Annotated in this window: 18 protein-coding genes; 11 read left to right on the forward strand and 7 right to left on the reverse strand. The window is 40.9% G+C overall.

All coding sequences use genetic code 11. The features are described 5' to 3' along the window. Window positions 1–137: 137 nt before the first annotated feature. Genes HWV00_RS05420 through nagB form a run of 3 tightly spaced genes read right to left on the reverse strand, consistent with a single transcriptional unit; the run spans window position 138 to window position 3,317 of the window. Entirely contained in the window at window positions 138–1,364 is a 1,227-nt protein-coding gene (locus HWV00_RS05420) for an ROK family protein (protein WP_211685116.1), read from the reverse strand. Window positions 1,365–1,366: 2 nt separating this feature from the next. Beyond that, window positions 1,367–2,503 (reverse strand): N-acetylglucosamine-6-phosphate deacetylase, encoded by a 1,137-nt coding sequence (gene nagA, locus HWV00_RS05425; RefSeq protein WP_211685117.1) that lies wholly within the window; start codon window positions 2,501–2,503, stop codon window positions 1,367–1,369. Window positions 2,504–2,507: 4 nt separating this feature from the next. Continuing rightward, complete coding sequence (gene nagB / locus HWV00_RS05430; RefSeq protein WP_211685118.1) at window positions 2,508–3,317, reverse strand: glucosamine-6-phosphate deaminase; 810 nt, start codon at window positions 3,315–3,317, stop codon at window positions 2,508–2,510. Between the two features lie 292 nt (window positions 3,318–3,609). Between nagB and nagE the strand changes: the two genes are divergently transcribed. Next, a complete protein-coding gene (nagE, locus tag HWV00_RS05435; protein ID WP_211685119.1) occupies window positions 3,610–5,064 on the forward strand; it encodes an N-acetylglucosamine-specific PTS transporter subunit IIBC in 1,455 nt (484 codons plus the stop codon). A 278-nt stretch (window positions 5,065–5,342) separates the two neighbouring features. Next, window positions 5,343–5,840, forward strand: coding sequence for a thiol peroxidase (tpx, locus tag HWV00_RS05440; RefSeq protein WP_211685120.1), 498 nt, complete (start codon window positions 5,343–5,345; stop codon window positions 5,838–5,840). Between the two features lie 121 nt (window positions 5,841–5,961). Here tpx and HWV00_RS05445 read toward each other — a convergent pair whose 3' ends face one another. Then, entirely contained in the window at window positions 5,962–7,875 is a 1,914-nt protein-coding gene (locus HWV00_RS05445; RefSeq protein WP_211686354.1) for an ATP-dependent DNA helicase RecQ, read from the reverse strand. Window positions 7,876–8,018: 143 nt separating this feature from the next. Here HWV00_RS05445 and HWV00_RS05450 point away from each other — a divergent pair, with 143 nt between their 5' ends. Further along, window positions 8,019–8,648, forward strand: a complete 630-nt coding sequence (locus tag HWV00_RS05450) for an outer membrane beta-barrel protein (protein WP_211686356.1) — start codon at window positions 8,019–8,021, stop codon at window positions 8,646–8,648. A gap of 212 nt (window positions 8,649–8,860) precedes the next feature. Continuing rightward, complete coding sequence (aqpZ, locus tag HWV00_RS05455) at window positions 8,861–9,562, forward strand: aquaporin Z (RefSeq protein ID WP_211685121.1); 702 nt, start codon at window positions 8,861–8,863, stop codon at window positions 9,560–9,562. Window positions 9,563–9,624: 62 nt separating this feature from the next. On the opposite strand, the gene HWV00_RS05460 is transcribed toward aqpZ, so the two are convergent. Further along, window positions 9,625–11,163, reverse strand: coding sequence for a PAS domain-containing methyl-accepting chemotaxis protein (locus tag HWV00_RS05460; RefSeq protein WP_211685122.1), 1,539 nt, complete (start codon window positions 11,161–11,163; stop codon window positions 9,625–9,627). 195 nt (window positions 11,164–11,358) lie between these two features. Then, window positions 11,359–12,564: a benzoate/H(+) symporter BenE family transporter gene (locus HWV00_RS05465; RefSeq protein WP_211685123.1), complete on the reverse strand. Its 1,206-nt coding sequence runs from the start codon at window positions 12,562–12,564 to the stop codon at window positions 11,359–11,361. A 165-nt stretch (window positions 12,565–12,729) separates the two neighbouring features. On the opposite strand from HWV00_RS05465, the gene HWV00_RS05470 reads away from it, so the two are divergent. From HWV00_RS05470 to HWV00_RS05485, 4 genes are all read left to right on the forward strand, one after another. Further along, complete coding sequence (locus HWV00_RS05470; protein WP_370630517.1) at window positions 12,730–13,299, forward strand: helix-turn-helix domain-containing protein; 570 nt, start codon at window positions 12,730–12,732, stop codon at window positions 13,297–13,299. A gap of 470 nt (window positions 13,300–13,769) precedes the next feature. Then, on the forward strand, window positions 13,770–14,309 hold the full coding sequence (locus HWV00_RS05475; RefSeq protein WP_211685124.1) for a GNAT family N-acetyltransferase: 540 nt from the start codon (window positions 13,770–13,772) through the stop codon (window positions 14,307–14,309). A 90-nt stretch (window positions 14,310–14,399) separates the two neighbouring features. Beyond that, a complete protein-coding gene (gene catB, locus HWV00_RS05480; RefSeq protein ID WP_211685125.1) occupies window positions 14,400–15,044 on the forward strand; it encodes a type B chloramphenicol O-acetyltransferase in 645 nt (214 codons plus the stop codon). Window positions 15,045–15,077: 33 nt separating this feature from the next. Beyond that, entirely contained in the window at window positions 15,078–15,497 is a 420-nt protein-coding gene (locus tag HWV00_RS05485; RefSeq protein ID WP_211685126.1) for a GNAT family N-acetyltransferase, read from the forward strand. Window positions 15,498–15,571: 74 nt separating this feature from the next. Here HWV00_RS05485 and HWV00_RS05490 read toward each other — a convergent pair whose 3' ends face one another. Next, entirely contained in the window at window positions 15,572–18,421 is a 2,850-nt protein-coding gene (locus HWV00_RS05490; protein ID WP_211685127.1) for an FAD-binding and (Fe-S)-binding domain-containing protein, read from the reverse strand. 187 nt (window positions 18,422–18,608) lie between these two features. Between HWV00_RS05490 and HWV00_RS05495 the strand changes: the two genes are divergently transcribed. The 3 genes from HWV00_RS05495 (at window position 18,609) to HWV00_RS05505 (ending at window position 21,577) form a co-directional block, all read left to right on the forward strand. Then, window positions 18,609–19,514, forward strand: coding sequence for a LysR family transcriptional regulator (locus HWV00_RS05495; RefSeq protein ID WP_211685128.1), 906 nt, complete (start codon window positions 18,609–18,611; stop codon window positions 19,512–19,514). A gap of 67 nt (window positions 19,515–19,581) precedes the next feature. Further along, window positions 19,582–20,511 carry an NAD(+) diphosphatase gene (gene nudC, locus HWV00_RS05500; protein ID WP_211686360.1) on the forward strand — a complete coding sequence of 310 codons (930 nt, stop codon included), beginning with the start codon at window positions 19,582–19,584 and terminating at the stop codon, window positions 20,509–20,511. Window positions 20,512–20,884: 373 nt separating this feature from the next. Continuing rightward, window positions 20,885–21,577 carry a hypothetical protein gene (locus HWV00_RS05505; RefSeq protein ID WP_211685129.1) on the forward strand — a complete coding sequence of 231 codons (693 nt, stop codon included), beginning with the start codon at window positions 20,885–20,887 and terminating at the stop codon, window positions 21,575–21,577. The last annotated feature ends 134 nt before the right edge of the window (window positions 21,578–21,711 follow it).

Below are 21,711 nucleotides of genomic sequence, written 5' to 3' on the forward strand. Positions count from 1 at the left end.
CTTATTTAATACATAGGTAGATTAAGCAACGCTGAGAAAGGATTATAGCAAATAAAAGTTGAAATGATAACGCTGCAGTCTATGACCTCCAAACCATATTCATACGCTTGGAGGTGGGGGTTAAAGCTTAATGTGTACTATTTATTATCATGCTCATGGATAATATAATTAAGTAAACTGCCTTCGAGTAGCGATTTACGAACCAAAGCCACACCAGCCATAGATGGTTCGTTCTGGAATTTTGCTTCGCTAATCACGAGGTTTGGCAGGAAGCTACGCAATGCATGCTGCTGAACACTTTGCTCAATGATTGGGAAGATAAGTTCTTTTGCTGCAACAATCTCGCCCTTGATTAACAGTTTTTGTGGGTTAAATAAGTTAACAATAATTGCAATTGCTTGACCGATTAATTTACTCACACGTTGTAATACTTGCACGGTTAGTTCATCACCGTTATTGGCTGCATCACAGATATTTTCAATCGTTAGATTTTCAAGTGTTAAGCAAGTGTCGTGGCCTTGCTGAATCAGTAACGTTATTTGTTTTAGAATTGCTTCATTAGACGCGATTGTTTCTAAACAACCATGGCTACCACAATGACAAGGTAAACCTAATGGGTCAATACGGATGTGTCCGATTTCACCAACTTGGTTGTTGTAGTTAGTAAAGATCTTACCGTTATTAATAATACCCGAGCCGACGCCGTCATGAACGGACAGCAACACACTGTCTTGGCAATCTTGCGCAGCACCAAAATACAGTTCTGCTAATGACAATGATTGTGTGTGGTTACCAATATAGGCAGGTACGTTAAAATCTTGGGTTAACATTTTACCCAGTTGGATATCTTTTAAATTGTGTTTTGGTAGATATACAATGGTGCCTGATTCACGATCGATTAAGCCGGGTGATGTCACCGCAATGGCAATTAAACGTTGTGTATCAGCATTTATATTCGTGCTAATGAATTTAGCGAGTTCGACTAATAAGAAGGCGATAACATCGTTGTTTGGTGCGGCATTTAGCGGCACTCGGTAAGATGTCAGCATCGTCCCTGCAATATCATGCAAGGCGATCGTTAAATTGTTACGACCAAGTTTACAACTAACAAAGACAAACGGTGTTATCTCGCACGTTAGTGATATGGCAGGTCGTCCACCAGTAGATGCTTGCTGTGCAACTTCTTTAATTAACCCTGCCGCCATTAATTGACGCGTCATTTTAGTAATACTGGCAGGCGCTAGCTCACTCAGTTTTGCTAAAGCGACACGTGAAATTTGCTTCTGTTCATCGATAAGACGATAAACAGAAGCTGTATTTACTTGTTTAATAAATTCAATATTGGCGACTGGGCTATGTTTCATAATTAGAAGCTTTTCACTTGTCCGTTTACGATCGTTTTGATCACTGCGAAGTCGGCATTAAAGGCTGTTAAATTAGCAACTTTGCCTTTTGCAATGCTACCAAGTTTATCATCTATACCAATTGCTTTTGCAGGATATAGATTTGCCATACGCAGTGTTTCTGCTAGCGGCAAGCCAACATGTTTCACTGTATTTTCAACCGCTTCGATCATAGTTAATGCTGAACCACCTAGTGTACCATCGGCACCCACACATTTACCATCACGATAGAATACTTCTGTGCCAACAAAGTCAAAAGATTTGATGTCAGCACCTGCTGGCGCAACAGCATCCGTTACTAAGACTAATTTTTCGCCCATTAGTTTATGACTCATACGCACATTGGCGTAATCAACATGGTGACCATCAACAATAATACCGGCATAAACGTCTTTATGATCGTAAATAGCACCAACAACACCTGGATCGCGGCCTGTGATTGAACTCATCGCGTTAAACAAATGCGTAGCAAAGCGTGCACCCGCTTCAAATCCTTGCATACATTCTGTATATGTTGCATTGGTATGGCCAACTGATACTAGAACGTCTGCAGCGGTAAGCTGTTCGATATGTGCCGCTGCCGTATTTTCCGGTGCTAAGGTTACTTTACTAATAACTGCACTGTTTGCACAGATATGGTCGATCATCGTTTGTTCGCTGCGGCGAATTAGGTCAATACTGTGAATGCCTTTTTTCGCTGTAGACAGATAAGGACCTTCTAAATGTAAACCAAGCGCTTGATTGCTGTGCTTGTCTAAATACGCCGTCATTGTATCAATCGCAGACTTCATCTCTGTATCTGTCGCTGTGATTAATGTTGGTAAGTAGCTCGTGCAACCAAAGCGTTCATTGGTCTGTTGCATGATTTCAAGCGTGTTAACACTGATATCAGTATTAAATAATACGCCACCACAACCATTCAGTTGTAAATCAATAAAACCGGCAGTGAGGTTCGCGCCTGCAAGATCAATTTTTTCAATATCAGCAGGGCAATCCGCAAGCGTAACAAGATCATGAATGTATTCACCATCGACAATTACACAGTGCTCAGTCAACACACTGTCGTTTGTGTAGATAGTACAATTAGTGAGTGCATACATGGGCTTACTCCGTAATAAAACTTTGAATATTCTGTGCTTCTAGCTCTTTAAAGTAGCGTACAGTTTTTACTTTTAATTCCATTGTTGCTGGTTCGTCACAAGCAATGATTGATTTAGCGTGTAATTGTAATGCAGAGATAGTCCACAGGTGGTTTACGCTACCTTCAACAGCGGCTTCAAGAGCAAGCGCTTTGTTGTGACCCGTGATTAATACTAGAATCTCTTGTGAGTCTAATAGTGTACCAACGCCTACAGTTAGTGCTAGTTTTGGCACTTGGCTAATATCGTTATCAAAGAAACGTGAATTAGCAATACGTGTGTCTTCAGTTAGCGTTTTAATACGTGTACGTGATGCTAGTGACGATGCTGGTTCGTTAAATGCGATATGACCATCAACACCTACGCCACCCATAAATAGGTTAATTTGGCCGTAGCTCTTAATTTTATCTTCATAACGCTGACATTCAGCTTCAAGGTCGTCTGCATTACCATTCAATAAGTTAACGTTCTTATCTTGAATGTTTACATGATTGAAAAAGTTGCTGTACATAAATGTACGGTAGCTTTCTGGGTGATCTTTATCTATACCTACATATTCATCCATATTGAAAGTAACAACATGTTCAAAACTAACTTCACCAGCTTGGTGTAATTTGATTAGTTCTTTATAGGTTGTTAGAGGAGTTCCGCCTGTTGGTAGACCTAGTACAAACGGTTTGTCTGCTGTTGGTTTGAATGCATTAATCTTGTTAACGATGTAAGTTGCGCTCCAGCGGCCAACTTGAGCAGGGGTAAGTAAAGGAATTAATCTCATGCGATACTCTCTATAGTTTTTAATGATAAGCGATACTTTTTTTTAATTGTAAATTAAGTTTTCAGAACCAGCCATCAAAACTTGTCTTTTTATGCTCAAATGGTTGAATTAGATCACACTGCAACGAATTAAAGCGGAATTTGGTTTGTCATTTTAGCGCTCTTACTTTACATTACGAAATAAGTTATGGGGTAAGTAAGTACGAAGTCTGTTCTTTTAATGGAACTGATGCAGTTTCATAACAAGAACATAACAATTTTGGATTTTAAACTTAAATAAGGATGATGGCTGTATGTTTAGCTATTTACAAAAAATCGGTCGCGCACTGATGGTTCCAGTGGCAGTTTTACCTGCTGCTGCAGTATTAATGGGTATTGGTTACTGGATTGATCCAGTCGCATGGGGCGGCGAAAACATGCTTGCAGCATTCTTCATCAAGTCTGGTGCTGCAATCATTGATAACATGTCGCTTCTATTTGCTGTAGGTGTTGCTTACGGTATGTCAAAAGACAAAGACGGTTCAGCCGCGCTTGCTGGTCTTGTTGGCTTCTTAGTTGTGACAACGCTACTTTCACCGGGTGCAGTTGCTGCAATCCAAGGTGTTGGCGCTGACCAAGTATCTGCTGCATTTGCTAAAATCAACAACCAATTTGTTGGTATCTTAGTAGGTGTTATCTCAGCTGAGCTGTATAACCGTTTCAGTGAAGTTGAGCTGCCTAAAGCACTTACATTCTTCAGTGGTCGTCGTTTAGTACCAATCGTTACTTCTTTTGTAATGATGGGTCTTTCATTCGTACTTATGTACGTATGGCCAATGATTTTTGATGGTCTAGTAACTTTCGGTACTAGCATTAAAGATATGGGTCCTACAGGCGCTGGTATCTACGCATTCTTTAACCGTATGCTTATCCCTGTTGGTCTTCACCATGCACTTAACTCAGTATTCTGGTTTGACGTTGCTGGTATTAACGATATCCCTAACTTCCTAGGTGGCGCACAGTCAATTGCTAACGGTAACGGTACTGTTGGTGTTACTGGTATGTACCAAGCTGGTTTCTTCCCAATCATGATGTTTGGTCTATTAGGTGCTGCATTAGCGTTCGTTCATACAGCTAAACCTGAAAACAAAGCGAAAGTAACATCTATCATGATGGCTGCTGGTTTCGCAACATTCTTCACAGGTGTTACTGAACCACTAGAATTCTCATTCATGTTTGTTGCACCAGTACTGTTCGCTCTACATGCATTCTTAACAGGTGTTTCTGTATTCATCGCTGCTTCTATGCAGTGGATTGCAGGCTTCGGTTTCAGTGCAGGTCTTGTTGATTTAGTATTATCTTCACGTAACCCGCTTGCAACACAGTGGTACATGCTACTTGTTCAAGGTGCTGCATTCTTCGTAATCTACTACGTTGCATTCCGTACTATCATTGTTAAGTTTGACCTTAAAACTCCAGGTCGTGAAGACGCTGGCGAAGAAGCTGCTGCTCCTGCTAAAGCAGGTAAATCATCACACACTGAAGTTGCTGCTAAAGTTTTCGAACTTGTTGGTGGTAAAGACAACTTAGTACATGTTGATAACTGTGCAACACGTCTACGTCTTGATGTTAAAGATTCATCACTAGTAAATGACGCTGAACTTAAACGTCACGTACCAGGTGTAATCAAGCCAAGTAAAACTGCTGTTCAAGTAGTAATTGGTCCACAAGTTGAATTCGTTGCTAACGCACTTAAAAAACTTGTTTAATATCTTTATCGTGAGGCTAGCTACTTTGTAGTTAGACTCTAAAGAATGAAAAGGGGATAACACTGAGTGTTATCCCCTTTTGTTTATGTATCCTTATTATTAAAATAACATGTTTATAGCATTGACTATGTTTACAAATCCTTACAGTATTAATAGCTGGTAAGCGTTGATCTAGATCAGTGTTTGTTGTATGGTTTTTTAAGTGGTTGAACTAAATCAATATTTATTGGTTGTTTCAATTGTTCATTAATCTCTTCATTTATGTAACGGATAACAATATGACTCAAGTAACTTTTCAAGGCGATGCTGTAAATATCTCAGGTTCAATTCCAGCTGTGGGTTCATTAGCACCTGCATTTGCATTAACGGCTGCAGACTTATCTGAATTAACACTAGCAAGCTTAGCGGGTAAGAAGGTTGTTCTTAACATCTTCCCGAGTATCGATACGCCTGTATGTGCTGCTGGTGTACGTAAATTCAATGAAGCTGCTGCAACATTAGAAAACACTGTTGTTGTATGTGTTTCTGCAGATCTACCTTTCGCAACAGGCCGTTTCTGTGAAGTTGAAGGTATTGCGAACGTGCAACACGCATCAACATTCCGTAGCCCTGAGTTTGCAGAAGCTTACGGTGTAGCTATCCCTGATGGCGCATTACGTGGTTTAACAACACGTGCTGTAGTATGTATCAATGCTGAAGGTGTTGTAACACACAGTGAATTAGTTGCAGAGATTACTGACGAAGCAAATTACGAACTAGCACTTAAAGCACTATAATAAGTGTTGGTGTTTCTGACTCGATATTATTAATATTGTGTTAGAAAGTCAGAAGTAAAATAGCGCGGCAGTCTTTCTGTCGCGCTATTTTTTTATGCGGAATAATGATTGATGCTGGTACTTACTTTTCGTTTGTAAGCAGCGTGAGTATGACCTGATAAGGATACGCTTGTAGTGCCGCAAAGTTGCTGATCTTCTTCGCTTTCATCTTCATAAATAGTGGCGTACTAATACCACATAAGAAACGTGTAATTAACACTGGGGTTGGTTTCTTGTCACAGGCATGAATAAACGCTTGGCTTAGCTCGGTGACTTGTTCTACCGATAACGGTGGCATGCTTGCTGGTTGTGGTAGTTGTGCAATCCGTCCCTGGCACACTGAACATGTACCACATTGTGTTGGTGCTTTATCATCCCCGAAATAGGTTGAGAGTCCTTTACTTAAGCATTGTGAACTTTGAATATAGCGACCTACGGCATGCACACGTTTAATTTCACTTGTTTCTTTATTTGCAAACTGCTGATGGAGAGTTTCCGCTAACTGCTGACTATCAAAACGTGAGTTCAGTATCTGATATACATCCGTCATTAATTTGCTTTCAAGCACGATGTTATTGCGTTCATGCAAAAACTCAAGTGCAGTAATAACACGACTGCGTTGTTCCTGATAACCTTCACTCATGCGTTCGAAGTTAACCGTTGCCCATGTGCGCTTAGCTGGAGAGGCGTTAAATATTTCTTCAATGAACACGCGTTTTTCATCACTGAACTGATTCAGTATTTGGGCCGGATCTTTGAGAAATTTAAAACGATATTCAGCAAAGTAAGAGTACAAGGGTTTGATGATGCCTTGCATTTCTAAGTACACAAGTAAGGTTTTTAAAGGTGCTTGGCGCAAGTTACTGCTCATTGATAAGCCGTATAAAGTGTGTTCCCACTCTGTGCCCGCAGCTTGAATTTCAGCTAATACCGCTTCAATGCCGTGTTGTTCAGGCGTATCACCGTAAACAAAGTTTTCGAGAATACTTTGGTTGTCTAAATTGGCTAATACTAAACATTGCGAATCATTACCGTCACGTCCTGCACGGCCAATTTCCTGACTGTAATTTTCGATAGATTTTGGTAAATCAAAGTGCACGACGTTACGGATGTTACTTTTATCAATGCCCATACCAAAAGCAATGGTTGCCACAATACAATCAATGCCATTACGCATGAAATTTTGCTGCACTTCTTCACGAATCTCAGTTGGCATACCCGCGTGATAGGCTACCGCTTCAATACCCGTTTGTTGCAGGGCACTCGCTAATTCTTCGGCTGTCTTTTGCAGGGTAACGTAAACAATAGAAGCTTGGCCTGATTTTTTACCTAACCAACGGGTTAGCGCATTCAGCTTTTTCTCTTGTGCAATCGGGTGCATGAGCAAGCTAAGGTTAGAGCGATAAAAACCAGTTTTAACAATGTCTTCTGGATTGATATTAAACTTGGTTTCCATGTCTTTAATCACGGAAGGAGTTGCCGTTGCCGTGAGTAATAAGGCTTGCTTAATATTCAATTCTTTTTGGTACTGAGGTAGTTTCAGATAATCGGGACGAAAGTTATGACCCCATTCTGAAATACAGTGTGCCTCATCAACCACTAATAATGAAATCGGGATTTGCTTAATGAACTTACGAAAGCGCTCATTCTTCAAACGCTCAACCGAGATCATTAAGATCTTTACTTCACCTTCGCGTACTTTCGACATGGTATCTCTGACGTCATCGACAGACATACTCGAATCAATTTTAGCCGCAGCAATATTATGTTTCTTTAAGAACAATAGCTGATCTTGGATCAAGGCAAGTAATGGCGAGATAACGAGAGTCAAGTTAGGCAAGTGTAACGCTGACATTTGATAGCATAGCGATTTACCCGAACCAGTTGGAAAAATGGCTGCGCTTGATTTGCCACTGACAATACTCTTAATTACAGCTTCTTGGCCTTCTCTAAATTGATCATAGCCAAAGTAGTGTTGTAACGTCTGGTGCAGCATATCTATATCTCGCATTATGAAACTAAGGGCGGTTAAGCAGGGGAGTATATAGTTTTTTGTTAAAAAAGTGATCCCGTTTCTGTAGTTAAACAAAGGTGAATGCTATATTTTCAACAGTTAATCACGATATTACAGGATGTATGATGAAGTATAAGCAACGACTTGGTACTAGTCTGATCGCGATGAGTACGCTGCTGCATGTTGGTATCGCTGGTGCCGAGGTATTTATCGCGCCATTTGGTGGATACGGTTTTGGGACAAGTGACTTTTCGACAATTGACGTTAATACGCAAGAAGAAAGCGCAGTCAAAATTGCAGAATCAGGTTATTGGGGCGTGATGGCTGGCGTGACAACCCCAGACCCGGGCAGTATTTATTTACTGTATAGTCATCAATCCACTGAATTTAGTATTGGCGATAACTTGAATCAAGCTGAAGTAACCGATCTTGCTACCGACTATTTACACCTTGGCGGTGCGCTGTATTTTCCACAAGGTAAATTTCGACCGTACATCACCACCAGTGTTGGTTTAACGCAAATGCGTCCAGGTGGTAGCTTCTCTAATGAAACGCATTTTTCAATGGGCGTTGGGGGTGGCGCTGAATATCAATTAACCCCGCGTTTTGCATTGTTTGCGGATGTGCGAGGTTACGCCACTTTTATTGGTAGTTCGCAATCCCTGTTCTGTAGTGGCGGGAATTGTAAGTGGTTAGTCGATGCCGAATTAATGTGGCAAGGGCAAGTGAATATGGGCGCAAAACTGACGTTTTAAGCTATGCTAATAATGTTTTTAGATCATTTATATTGATTAATCATTTAGTGTTTAAGTGATATTAATTTATGTATTTCAAATGGATGCAGTATCCTTCTTGACCCTTGTATATTCGAGTGTTAGTTTCGAATGAAACTACCTTCAATGACGATAGGTGGTCGTGCAGGATATTGATTTTTCAATCATGTGCAAAATATATAAAGGAATAAATAATGACATTAACAAAAAAGTTAGCTGCTGAGTTTATCGGTACATTTTGGTTGGTATTAGGTGGTTGTGGTAGTGCTGTTATTGCTGCGGCTTTTCCTGATGTAGGTATCGGTTTATTGGGTGTATCACTCGCGTTTGGTCTTACTGTATTAACAATGGCGTTTGCTATTGGTCATATCTCAGGTTGTCACCTTAATCCCGCTGTTTCAATCGGACTTTGGTCTGGTGGTCGTTTTTCTGCGGCAGAACTAGGTCCTTATATCTTTGCTCAAGTGCTTGGTGGTATTGCGGGTGCTGCAACACTATACCTTATCGCGAGTGGTCAAGCTGGCTTTGATGCGACAGCAGGCTTCGCGTCAAATGGTTATGGTGAACACTCTCCTGGTGGTTACACGTTAGTCGCTGCATTAGTGACTGAAATTGTCATGACATTTATGTTTTTGATTATTATTTTAGGTGCGACAGACAAACGTGCACCAGCAGGTTTTGCACCAATTGCGATTGGTCTTGGTTTGACCTTAATTCACTTGATCAGCATCCCTGTAACAAATACGTCGGTTAATCCAGCTCGTAGTACGGGTGTTGCTATTTTCCAAGGTGATTGGGCTCTGTCTCAGCTTTGGCTATTCTGGGTAGCGCCGATTGTTGGTGCGATATTAGCGGGTATTGTTTACCGTTGGTTTGAGGCTGAAGAGAAAGCTTAATTTAATAAAATTTTATGTAAGTAGTCCACTTTGTTAGAGAGTAAGTGGACTACTGCTATGTATTATTTAAACGTCGAACTTAACTTTTCAATATCTTCCGCGCTTTTGTTTACTTCAATGCCATAGTGATTAACTTGGTTGGCATGTAAAGTATTTTGCTTCGAAATAGTATCGATTGTATGGATACTTTGAGTCATTTGATGAGCCACGATACTTTGCTCTTCAGCTGCTGTTGCTATTTGCGAGGTCATATCACTGACATCATCCACATTGGTGATAATATTTTCCATTGCTTGTTTTATATTTGAGCTATCTTCAGAGCATTCCTCAGCATTCACTTTACTGGTTAGCATGACTTGGCTCCATGTTGTTAAAGTGTCTTGCAATTCAACAACTGAACGCTGGATCTGAATTGTTGCGCCTTGAGTTCGGCTGGCTAAATTTCTGACTTCATCAGCAACTACTGCAAAGCCTCGACCTTGTTCACCGGCTCTGGCAGCTTCAATTGCGGCATTTAGGGCTAGCAGGTTAGTTTGATCGGCAATACCTTGAATTTCATTCATAATTGTTGAAATATTATTAACATCATCAACCAGCTCAAGGGCATTGGAGGCGGCTTTATCAACGTCACCAACCAAGCTATTAATTTTATCTTGGTTTTTATCGATAACCTGAATGTTGGTTTGGCACTCTTGTTGTACCAGCAAGACTTTATCATGGGTTTGACTGGTATTTAAGCTGACTTCTTGAATGGTTGAGCTCATTTCGGTAATTGCGGTTGAAAATTGGGTCAGTTGATCACTTTCTTCTTGTATACCTTCTAGCATTTCTTGAGATGCTTGCTCTAATTTAGATGCTACTTTTGCCAGTTTCTTACCAGAGTCGTGGCTTCGGCCCAATATCGTTCTAATCTGTGCTTTATACAATTCTAATGGATAAGAGATAATGCTTAATAAGCCATTACCTGAAAAAATAATGCGTGACGGACTATCGAATAAAGCTTTCGTTTTGGCTGCGTAATTTGGAAACAAGAATAACTCTTGAGCAAAAATGAGTGCAATAAGGCAAACAGATGCGAGTAAGAAAATTGATGGTAAAAGTGATTCAGCGTAGATAAAGTTAGTTAAAAAAGCCGTGATAATAACCACGGTAGCCATGAGTCGGCGTAAGTTAATGTTAGCCTGAAAGTCAGATACTGACTTGCCGTTGTTTAATGTATCGTACAGTTGTTTGGCTTGTTGTTTTTGTTCGTTGCTGGGCTGTGTTCTAACCGATTGGTAACCGACGACGTTACCATTGTCATATACAGGTGTTACGTAGGCATCTACCCAATAATAATCGCCATTTTTACAACGGTTTTTAACCATTCCTCGCCATGAATCATTTCGCTTTAATTTATCCCATAAATCGCTAAAAGCGCCTTTTGGCATTGATGGGTGACGAACAATATTGTGGTGTTGGCCGACTAATTCCTCAAGTGTGTAACCCGCAATTTCACAGAATGCATTATTTGCGTAAGTGATCCTGCCATCAAGATCAGTAATAGAGACTAATTGCTCTGATGATGAGAACGTTCTTTCATTACTTGTTATATGAGCCATTGTTTCCCTTTAAATCATAATGCCGCATAGTTAAATATGCGGAGCGTATAATAGTTAATGAGAATCAATACACAACGATCTAGGTCACACTTCAAATTATAAAGCATGATCTATCTCATGATTACACTTATGAGGTATAATATTTCATGATCTATATCATCGGTATGTAACATATATAGCCTAAATCATTTACTTTCAATTACTTGACAGGCTGTCTTCTTTTTTGTGGTGACTCGATTTCTTTATTAAAGTAGTGAAAGAGAATATTACTATCGTCATTAATCCTGCCACAACCCCCCATAATGCCGAACCGATATTCCATAAGGAAAAGTCTGAGGCGGTGACCAAGAAGGTGATAAGTGCAGCTTCTTTATAAGATGACTCAATTAATGCGTGTTGTAGGCTATTACCAATTGTTGAGAACAGCGCGATACCTGCAAGCGCCATAATTAAGGCTGATGGCATGGCTTGAAATAGGGTCATTAAACTTAACGCACAAATTCCCATTAACAGATAAAAAACACCTGCGCTTACTGCTGCCCAGTAGCGTTTCTTTGGATCTTCATCGGCTTCTTCTGACATACAGATTGCCGCAGTGATTGCAGCTAAGTTAATACCAAAACCGCCGAAAGGGGCGATGAGCATATTGGTGATGCCTGTTATTGTCATTACATTGGATACGGGGGCGTGATAACCATGGGCTTTCAAAATGGCAATACCGGGCATATTCTGTGTTGCCATTGTGACAATAAATAAAGGAAAGCCAATATTGATTAAGGCGGCAAGAGTAAACTCTGGCTCAATATATACAAGCTCTCCTAAACGCCATTCTAGTTCTGGTACTATAAACAAGCCCTGTGCCCAAGCAGATGTAATCCCTACGATTAAAATAGCTAACATGGCAAAGCGAGGAATGATGGCTTTAGTGATCAAGTAAGTGATAAACATCAGGCCGACAAGTAGGGGAGAGTCAGCCATTACATTAAACACATCAATACCAAAAGACAGTAATATCCCTGCAAGCATGGCACTGGCTATCTGTAAGGGAACACGGTTCATTAGTTTTTCAAACAACCCTGATAGTCCAGAAAGTGTAATTAAACAGGCGGAGAAGAGAAAAGCGGCTACTGCTTCGTTAATACTAAAACCTTGGGTGCTAGTGATAAGTAATGCCGCCCCGGGTGTTGACCATGCGATTAGTAAAGGCGTGCGATAATAGAGAGACAGGGCCACTGAGGTGATCCCCATGCCTAAGCCTAATGCAAAGATCCAACTGGATACCATGACGAGGTCTGCACCTAAATTAGAGGCGGCTTGATAGATTAATGCAATGGAACTAGTGAAACCCACCAAAGCAGCAATGAATCCCATGTTAATTCGATTTAAAATGATGCCTCTCATACCGTACTTCTTCCTTCATACTATCCATGTTAAAGTGAGTTGTGCGTAATAACGCACAGCATGTCGAGTAAAATAGCATTGTGCGCTATAACGCACAAGGGCTATTGTCATTACTTGCGTCTCTCTTAGAATCGCGCTTCTGATTAGGAAGGAGTTATTATCAGTATTCATACATCGTTAGGCACACGGCTTAAAGCGGCTCGTAGCAAGAAAGGCTGGAGCTTAGATAAAGCCAATCAGCACACGGGGGTATCAAAAGCGATGCTTGGTCAAATAGAGCGGGGCGAATCCAGTCCTACCGTGGTGCGATTATGGAATATTGCCAATGGATTTGAATTACCGCTGTCTTATTTCCTGACCGACTTGGCGCAAACAACGTCTCATTCACCCGTTAATACGCTGCAAAATAGTGAACGTGATATTCATATTGTTACGCTGTTTCCTTATGATGCATTGACTAAACTTGAAGTCTTTCAAATAACGCTAGATCCACAGCGTGAGCATATTTCGGCTCCGCATAACGCTGGCGTGGTAGAGCATATTATTGCAGTCGATGGTTCGATGGAATATTACTTGGAGTTGTCAGCTGAGGGCCTTGAGCAAGAATGGCATACCTTGGAGCAAGGGGAGAATATTAAATTTAATGCTGACCAGCCACACGGCTACCGTAATATGACGGATAGGTCGATGACTATGCATAACATCATTAGCTATACCAAAGATTCGCCGGAATAAAAACGAATAGAAAGGACGTCTAAATTTCACCACCATTAATCATCGAGTGTCCACTTGCGGACATTCGTCAGCTTGCTTCTATGGGAAAATATTGCTTTATACAGATTTAGATAAAGAGATAGAACTTGTGGAAAACGTCGTCATAATCATTGTCATTACTTTGCTAATGCTACCTGTGATCATATTCGAATTAGTTATTTTACCCTACAAACCGCATTGTGCTGTGTGTGATAAAAAACTGTCATTGCATCGTAAAAAACACCACTATAAATACATTAATAGACGACAGCAAAAGGTGTGTAAAAAGTGCTGTATTGAGCCTTTATCAGCCACATTGTTTAAGTTATCTGATTATCGTGATAATCAACATTGATGCAGGGGCTTTTATTTTACATCTGTGATCTAATACCTTGTTTGGGGTATGTGTAACACTTAATATAGTAATATATAAACTATATTAAGGAGAGTTGATGTTCACATTAAATATATGTCCAGATTTAAACTTGGCGCTTGTACAGCCCTCATTTGCGCAACGGTATTTAGATATTGTCACGACCGAGCGCGCCTATTTATCAAAATGGTTACCGTGGGCGAATAACGCCAATGACGAAGCATTTTTCCTCTCTTTTATTAGGCAATCACTTCAGGATTATGCTCAAGGTAAGTCAATGACTTGCACATTAATTTATCAAGGAACTGTGGTTGGTAATATTAGTTTTAACAGTATTAATCAGCAATTAAAAAAAGTAGAGATAGGCTATTGGTTAAGTGAAAAATACCAAGGGTTGGGCATCATGACAAAAGCAGTGAGCTTTTTAATTGAATATGCTTTCTCGGAATTAAGCATGGATAAAGTAGAAATATGCGCTGCTGTTGAGAATGGACCAAGTCGACGATTGTGCGAGCGTTTGAATATGACATTAGAGGGTATCGTGAGTAATTATGAAAGCCTGCATAATGATATTGTTGCTCATGCAATCTACGGTATCCATCGTACTGATTTACGTTAGCGTGATTTGACCTATAATGGGGTCATTAGTGCATAAGCTTGCTTGGCTTATTATAAAGATAACGTAAAGTACATCAGTAAAGGATCTCGGTTGAAGAATTATTTTGAAAGCCCATTTGTGGGGAAATCTCTAAAAGAACAAGTAACAAACCCGAATATTATTGTCGGTGAGCACAGTTACTATTCTGGTTATTATCATAATCATAGCTTTGATGATTGCGCGCGTTATTTATTACCTGACCGTACTGACATCGATAAGTTAATTATCGGCAGTTACTGCTCTATCGGTTCTGGCGCAGTATTTATGATGGCGGGCAATCAAGGCCATCAGCACGAGTGGGTCAGTAGTTTTCCGTTCTTTTATCAAGACAATGAAAACTTTGCGAATGCCAAAGATGGCTTTCAACGTGCTGGTGATACAGTGATTGGTAATGACGTTTGGATTGGCACCGAAGCGATGATCATGAGTGGTGTTAAAGTCGGTGATGGAGCTATTATTGCCAGCCGCGCTGTGGTGACGAAGGACGTTGCACCTTATTCTATCGTTGGTTCAAACCCAGCAAAGCACATTCGGTATCGATTTAGCGAGCAGCAAATTACTATGCTACTTGAAATGCAATGGTGGACATGGACTGAAGTTCAACTAAAAGGTGCGATGTCTCTGATGTGTTCTGAAGACATTGAAGGGCTACACGAATACTGGAAAAGTCAGGTTAGAAATACGATAGGGATTTAGGATAGATATTTACGATAGGGATATAACAAATAGATGGAAATTACTGCATTTTCAGCGTCATATTTACCCGCGTTACGTGCGCTTTATATGGCATCAAGAATGTCGACTTTTACTTGGTTAGATAGTAGCGGTTATCAGTTAACGGACTTTGATGCACATATCACTGAAGATACTATCTATGTCGCAGTGAGTGCAGGCAAGGTGCTTGGATTTATTGCAGTCTATGAACCGGACAATTTCATCCATCATTTGTTTGTTGCCGATGATGCGCAGGGGATAGGCGTGGGTTCCAAATTACTCACTATGCTGACAGAGTTAAATGGTAGACCGCAAGTATTGAAGTGCATGGTTAAAAATGAAAAAGCGATGCAGTTTTATTTTTCGAGAGGATTTGTGGAAGTCGGTAAAGGCACCGGAGTTGTTGGTGATTATCTGGTATTACGAAATGAGTAAGCTGGCTGAAACCTGCTTACTCATCACTTAATTATTTAACTATTTACCTATTTAACTGTTTAACTGTTTACCTTTTAGCTAATACGCTTTTCGCTGACTTTATCTACCAGATACAATATTGAACGGTATTCAATACCACTGTGTTCCGATAAACCAATCTCACAAGTTCGGCTATTCGAATAACCCTCATTGCAATTACTTGGTACTTGGCGTGCTAAAGGTGACAAGGCCGATGCGTTTAACTCTGGCGTGGTAAAGCCTTTATCACCCGCAAAGCCACAACATAGAATATCTTCGGGGATAATCACCTCTGTTGCACATGCTCGACTTACTTGCTCCATTACACCCGCTAAACCTTGCTTACGTGAAGTACAAGTCACGTGTAACATCACAGGCTCTGGTTGTGGGGTAATATCAACATGTTGCATCACGAACTCCGCGACAAAACGGAAGGGTTCATAAATCGCGATATCTTTGGTCATCAGCTCAATACTGGTACTCGCACAAGGGCTAGTATCCATTAATACTGGCAGTTTACCTTGTTCTGACGCTTCCCATAATGCGGCTTCTAATTGCTCTGATTTACTCAAGGCTGTATCAACAAAACCTTTACTTTTATATGGCATACCACAGCATTTTTCTGATAACTTACTTGGCATCACCACTTCAATACCCGCTTTTTGTAATACTGCTTGGGTTACTTCGGCAAGAGGGCGGTTATCGATGGCATCTTTCGCAGTACCCATATTACGCGCTGCACAGCTTGGGAAATAAACGACCTTTTTATGCGCTAGACCTATATCATCATTAGTACTTGCTAATAGCTTCACTTTGCCCGCTGCTTTCGGCATGCTCGGCGTCCATAATGGTACTGCGCCACCACTGATTTTATGTGTTGCTTTAGTCACAGTACGCATGGTTTTTGTGCCTAAAACAGTATGTATACCGTTAGCAACACTCAAACCAGCTTGTGTGGCACTGGTTACCCCAGCAAAGTGATCGCTACTCCAACGTGCAATGACATTGGCAATAGGAGAATGTTCTTGGCGTAGTTTACGAATAAGATCGCCAGTATTAATATCCACAGGACAACGCTCGGCACATAAACCCGTTGCCGCGCAGGTATCAATGCCTAAATATTTAAACGATTTTTCTAATTCAGCAAGACGCGTGGGATCTTCTTGGCTGCGTTGCAAGCGGCTAATTTCACGATACACAGTATTACGCTGACGTGGTGTCAGTGATAATTCTCGTGATGGACACACTGGCTCACAAAAACCACACTCAATACATTTATCAATAATGTCATCCGCTGCTGGCATGATTTTTAAATCAGTGATATGGCTATTTTCGTTGTCGTTTAATATTACACCTGGGTTTAAAATACCGGTTTTATCAAAGATGCGTTTGATATCTTGCATCAAGGCATAACCTTCGCAGCCCCATTCAAGCTCGACATACGGTGCCATATTACGGCCTGTACCGTGTTCGGCTTTTAATGAACCTTGATATTCAACCGCGACTAACTGTGCCACATCATCCATAAAACCACTGTAACGATTGATCTCTTCTTCTGTTTCAAATGCTTGGGTAAATACAAAGTGTAAGTTACCTGCTAAAGCATGGCCAAAGATGATTGCTTCGTCGTAGTGATACTTCTTAAATAAAACTTCTAAATCACGTACTGCTGGTGCTAATTGCTCGATAGGGAATGCAACATCTTCGATAATAACGGTCGTACCCACTTCGCGAACGGCACCAACGGCTGGGAATAACTCCTTACGGATCGCCCACAGTTGATTATATACCTTGGTATCCGTACTAAACTCGACCGCTTCGGTTGGGTTAAGTTGGTCAATTAAGGTGTTAATTTGGATCAGTTGCTGGTTTAAATCTGCATCACTCTCGGCGTGGATCTCAATGAGTAGCGCTGCTGCTTCGGTATTATTGTCAGCAGCAAGTTGAGTAATAAAACCTGGCATCCCCGGTTTATCTGCCACTGAGCTTAACGCGCGATTATCCATTAGCTCCACTGCAGCAACACTGGTATTAGCAAGTTCGCTCACGGCTAAACAGGTTTGCTCAATATCGGCGAATAAGTACAGACCTGTGGCTTTAAAGCTATGGTCGATCACCGTATTGTAAGTAACATCAGCAATGAAACCTAACGTGCCTTCTGAGCCAATAAATAAATGCTGTAATACATCAATCGGGTCGCTGTAATCGGTTAATGAATTAAGACTATAACCTGTGGTGTTTTTAAGGCGATATTTGTGGCGGATCTTGTCTGCTAATGCGGTATTGTCTTTACAGGCTTGCGCCAGTTGAGTCAGATCTTCGAGCATCTCGTGATGACTGATTTTAAATTGCGCTACACTATAACTGTCTAAGGTATTCAGTACGGTACCATCGGCGAGTACCACCGTCATACCGGCTAAGGTTTGATAACTGTTTTGCGCAGTACCACAACACATGCCTGATGAATTGTTAGCGGCAATACCACCAATTTTGCAGGTGTTGATAGAGGCTGGATCTGGCCCGATCTTACGTTGATAAGGAGCTAAGATCTTGTTGGCTTCGGCACCGATGATACCCGGTTGTAACCAGATCTGTTCACCGTTGTTTAATACTTTATGTTCACGCCAATCAGAAGTGAGCGTGATGAGTACTGAGTCTGACAGTGCTTGCCCTGATAAGCTGGTGCCTGCCGCGCGAAATGTCACTGGGATCGCCATGTCATAGCAAGTCTTAATCACCAATACCACCTCGTCTAAATTAGCGAGTTGTAAGATTAGCTTTGGCACTAAACGATAGAAACTGGCATCCGTACCGTAAGCTAAGGTGAGTGTCGGGTCGGTAATAATACGCTTTTCATCAATAGACTGGCGTAGCTTGCTAATCAGAATGTGGTAAGGGTTAGACATTGCGGCTCCTAATAATACGGCTTTGTTATTTTTATTTTGTTATTTATGCGCCACATTATGTTTATTTAATTATGTAATGATGCGATTACGGACATAGCACCTATGTGATCTTAGATATAGTACCGTCATCGCACTATTTGATATACTAGCTCGATTACACATGACTGTTTCATAAAGTGGACCAATAATGCGAAGTACCGATGATTTTTTAATTTTTTATCACCTTATAGAGCAAGGTTCTTTTAGTAAAGCGGCTGATATTGTTGGTTTAACTAAGTCTGTGGTGAGCAAACACATAACCCGTTTAGAAAAAGAAATGGGCGTACAGCTGATCTTCCGTACTACGCGTAAACTGACTTTAACCGAAGCAGGTAAGGTGTTTTTTGAGCATGCCAGAACCATATATCAATCGGTGCAAGGTGCAGTAGATGCGATGAATGGACTAGGGGATAGCCTGTCTGGATCTATTCGGTTAACTGTACCGACTGTGTCAGGCGAAATTATCTTAGCTGAAGCCATTGCTGATTTCAGTGCTAATTACCCTGATATCCATATACACATGGATCTGGATAATAGCTTTGTTGATTTAATTGATAACAACTTTGACTTGGCTATCCGTACGGGTGCATTACAAGATTCGAGCTATATTGCGCGTCGATTAGTGCAAGCACAATGGGTGATTTGTGCATCTCCTGCTTATTTAGATAAAAACGGCACACCAAAACGACCGCAAGATTTAGATAAGTACAATTGCCTTGCTTATAGCCAGCAAGAAAGTGGCGCCAATGAGTGGTTGTTCAAAGGCCGTGAAGAAGATTACAGCGTCAAGATATCTGGTAATTTCAGTACTAATAACTCGGCAGCATTGCGTAAAGCGGCCTTGTTTAACTTAGGGCTTATCTATGTGCCTAAAGTGCTGGTGGCTGATGACTTACAAGCAGGAACCTTGGTGGAAGTATTACCAAAACAGGTCGCTAAATCATTAGGTATTTATGCGATCTATCCCTACACTAAATTACAGCCGTTAAAAGTGAAGTTGTTTATCGAACACATTTATCAGTTTTATCAACGCCAGTCTGATAATTTTAGTTAAGCAGCGATGAGCGAATAAAGCGCATAAAAACAAACACGACATACATTCATCAACAAGGAAGATTATGATGCTTAAATACAGTGAGATGGAGCTTAATCGAGCATCTAATCAACGTAAAAGTCCAGAATGGTTAGCAGAGCAACAACAGAATAATAGCCTGTGGGTACTCACTCACACAGATCAAAACTATTTTAGCCAAGTAGATCACGCTCCACTATTTTTAACCCTTGATGCTGTTCAGCATCTTGATTTAGACGTTGCCGTATTTTTAGGGCTTGATGAAAATAATGATAGTACCCCTTACTTTGCGTTGGACTTAACCCATATTGATGATGCGTTAGTTGCAGCATTCTTGGTTGATGGAGAGTTTAGTGATTTGCGTAAAGTGGCAATGGGATTAGATAATCCATCCGCCTCATTATTGGCATTAGCACGTGGGTTATGTTTTTGGCATCGTTCTCATTGTTTTTGTGGACGTTGTGGCTCGGCTAATACGTTGGTATCTGCGGGGCATGCTCGTTTATGCACGAACCAAGCTTGTTTACATCAAACCTTTCCACGAACTGATCCTGCTGTGATAATGGTTGTGCGCAAGCTGTTTGCAGACGGCATTGAGCGCTGTTTGTTAGGCCGCCAAGCTGAATGGCCCGAAGGTGTGTACTCGACACTCGCTGGGTTTGTTGATCCCGGTGAAACATTAGAGACAGCAGTTGTCAGAGAAGTGATGGAAGAGTCTGGTATTGCAGTGACTAATGTGCAATATCTAGCATCCCAACCGTGGCCGTTTCCATCGTCAGTTATGTTGGGTTTTATTGCCGATGCCAGCAGTGATGAGATCGAAGTTGATAAGAATGAAATTGATGATGCCCGCTGGTTCTCTCGCGTAGAACTACAATCATTTGGGAGTTGGGGTGATGATGGGAGTGGTTTTAAAGTACCAAGACGAGATTCTATTTCTGGTTATTTGATTAATCATTGGGTGAGTCTAGGGGACTAAATAAAATAATATGCTGTCGTTTTTGATTTGAATCATATTTGACAATGGACGACGACGATTATCAGGTATTTTTACTAGTTATGGCGTATTCGCTTTAATAATATAATGACACCGTAGAAGCAAGATATACCTGCCATGCGGGAATAGAAGTCTAAATCATAGAAGACATTAGTTACCTTTTATGTGAAATCCCACTTATTTGCAGTAAGTGGGATTTTTTTTGATCGTGCAATACCGAAACCCCAGTCGCCTCACTGTCGTATCCTGTTTATCTGAAAATAATCTTGTTTTCCCTTGCCCTAAATTAAAATATGCATAGAATCCACGACAACAGAACCCTGTTTAACTGATATTTGGAAATGTTGCTCAAGATATGCTAGAGATTGAATACGCTATTGGTGAAATAAAAACGTCGATGTTTGTCGCAGATGATCACTCTTTTTACCTTACTGCCAAACAGTGGGAAAAGGCTAATAGGCTTAATGTGGCGGATAAAATAGTTGCCTGCGATGGTGCTGTGGCCGAGGTTTTATCTATTAATAAGATAACAGATCCATTGTATCGTCCTGATTTAAAACTCAGTCACAATCATCATTATTTTGTCACGACCGGCAGCATATCGACTCATGATAAAGTCAGTGCTGACGCCCCGACAGATCCGCTGGAAGCAATCGCATACTTGTTAGCAAACAAACCCTCTAATTTCCCAGATGGTTCTCCAACAGGGGATCACGCTGGACCTTGGGCTGCGGCAAGATATGTAAACAGCGAAACTTGTGAAGAAATGACTGGTTGGGGCCGTGCAAATGACGATATGTGTGCAGAAGATGCGGCGATAAGTGACTTGAGGCATAAACTCGACAATGCTATCGCATTACATCGTGGTAATGTCACTATTTCACATGCTTATGTGAGAAAATATACACGTAAAGGGCGCTTCGTTAATAAAATGAGCCCTTGTACTCACTGTCGTGATAATTATGGCAGTGCGCTAAATGACGACACGATGGGAACGAGTAATGTATTGAAAGACGGTCGTGGCTATTTAGCGCCAGTAAGCTCATAAGTTGAATAAACCTGACTTGATGAACGAGATAATACGTTCTACAAAAGAATCAAATTTGTGTAACAAGCGTTCGTTAATATGAATAGTTCAAGATTAAAGACAATGAGAAATGTTAAAAACAGAGGCGAATTTTA

The sequence above is a fragment of the Moritella sp. 24 genome (assembly GCF_018219155.1).
GTDB lineage: Bacteria > Pseudomonadota > Gammaproteobacteria > Enterobacterales > Moritellaceae > Moritella.

Bases quoted from the DNA above. Each gene is read 5' to 3' on its own strand.
- nagB (WP_211685118.1), bottom strand. From the start codon at position 3,317: ATGAGATTAATTCCTTTACTTACCCCTGCTCAAGTTGGCCGCTGGAGC.
- aqpZ (WP_211685121.1), top strand. From the start codon at position 8,861: ATGACATTAACAAAAAAGTTAGCTGCTGAGTTTATCGGTACATTTTGG.
- HWV00_RS05490 (WP_211685127.1), bottom strand. From the start codon at position 18,421: ATGTCTAACCCTTACCACATTCTGATTAGCAAGCTACGCCAGTCTATT.
- HWV00_RS05485 (WP_211685126.1), top strand. From the start codon at position 15,078: ATGGAAATTACTGCATTTTCAGCGTCATATTTACCCGCGTTACGTGCG.
- HWV00_RS05475 (WP_211685124.1), top strand. From the start codon at position 13,770: ATGTTCACATTAAATATATGTCCAGATTTAAACTTGGCGCTTGTACAG.
- HWV00_RS05460 (WP_211685122.1), bottom strand. From the start codon at position 11,163: ATGGCTCATATAACAAGTAATGAAAGAACGTTCTCATCATCAGAGCAA.
- HWV00_RS05505 (WP_211685129.1), top strand. From the start codon at position 20,885: ATGCTAGAGATTGAATACGCTATTGGTGAAATAAAAACGTCGATGTTT.
- HWV00_RS05450 (WP_211686356.1), top strand. From the start codon at position 8,019: ATGAAGTATAAGCAACGACTTGGTACTAGTCTGATCGCGATGAGTACG.
- tpx (WP_211685120.1), top strand. From the start codon at position 5,343: ATGACTCAAGTAACTTTTCAAGGCGATGCTGTAAATATCTCAGGTTCA.
- nudC (WP_211686360.1), top strand. From the start codon at position 19,582: ATGCTTAAATACAGTGAGATGGAGCTTAATCGAGCATCTAATCAACGT.
- HWV00_RS05465 (WP_211685123.1), bottom strand. From the start codon at position 12,564: ATGAGAGGCATCATTTTAAATCGAATTAACATGGGATTCATTGCTGCT.
- HWV00_RS05495 (WP_211685128.1), top strand. From the start codon at position 18,609: ATGCGAAGTACCGATGATTTTTTAATTTTTTATCACCTTATAGAGCAA.
- nagE (WP_211685119.1), top strand. From the start codon at position 3,610: ATGTTTAGCTATTTACAAAAAATCGGTCGCGCACTGATGGTTCCAGTG.
- HWV00_RS05420 (WP_211685116.1), bottom strand. From the start codon at position 1,364: ATGAAACATAGCCCAGTCGCCAATATTGAATTTATTAAACAAGTAAAT.
- HWV00_RS05445 (WP_211686354.1), bottom strand. From the start codon at position 7,875: ATGCTGCACCAGACGTTACAACACTACTTTGGCTATGATCAATTTAGA.
- nagA (WP_211685117.1), bottom strand. From the start codon at position 2,503: ATGTATGCACTCACTAATTGTACTATCTACACAAACGACAGTGTGTTG.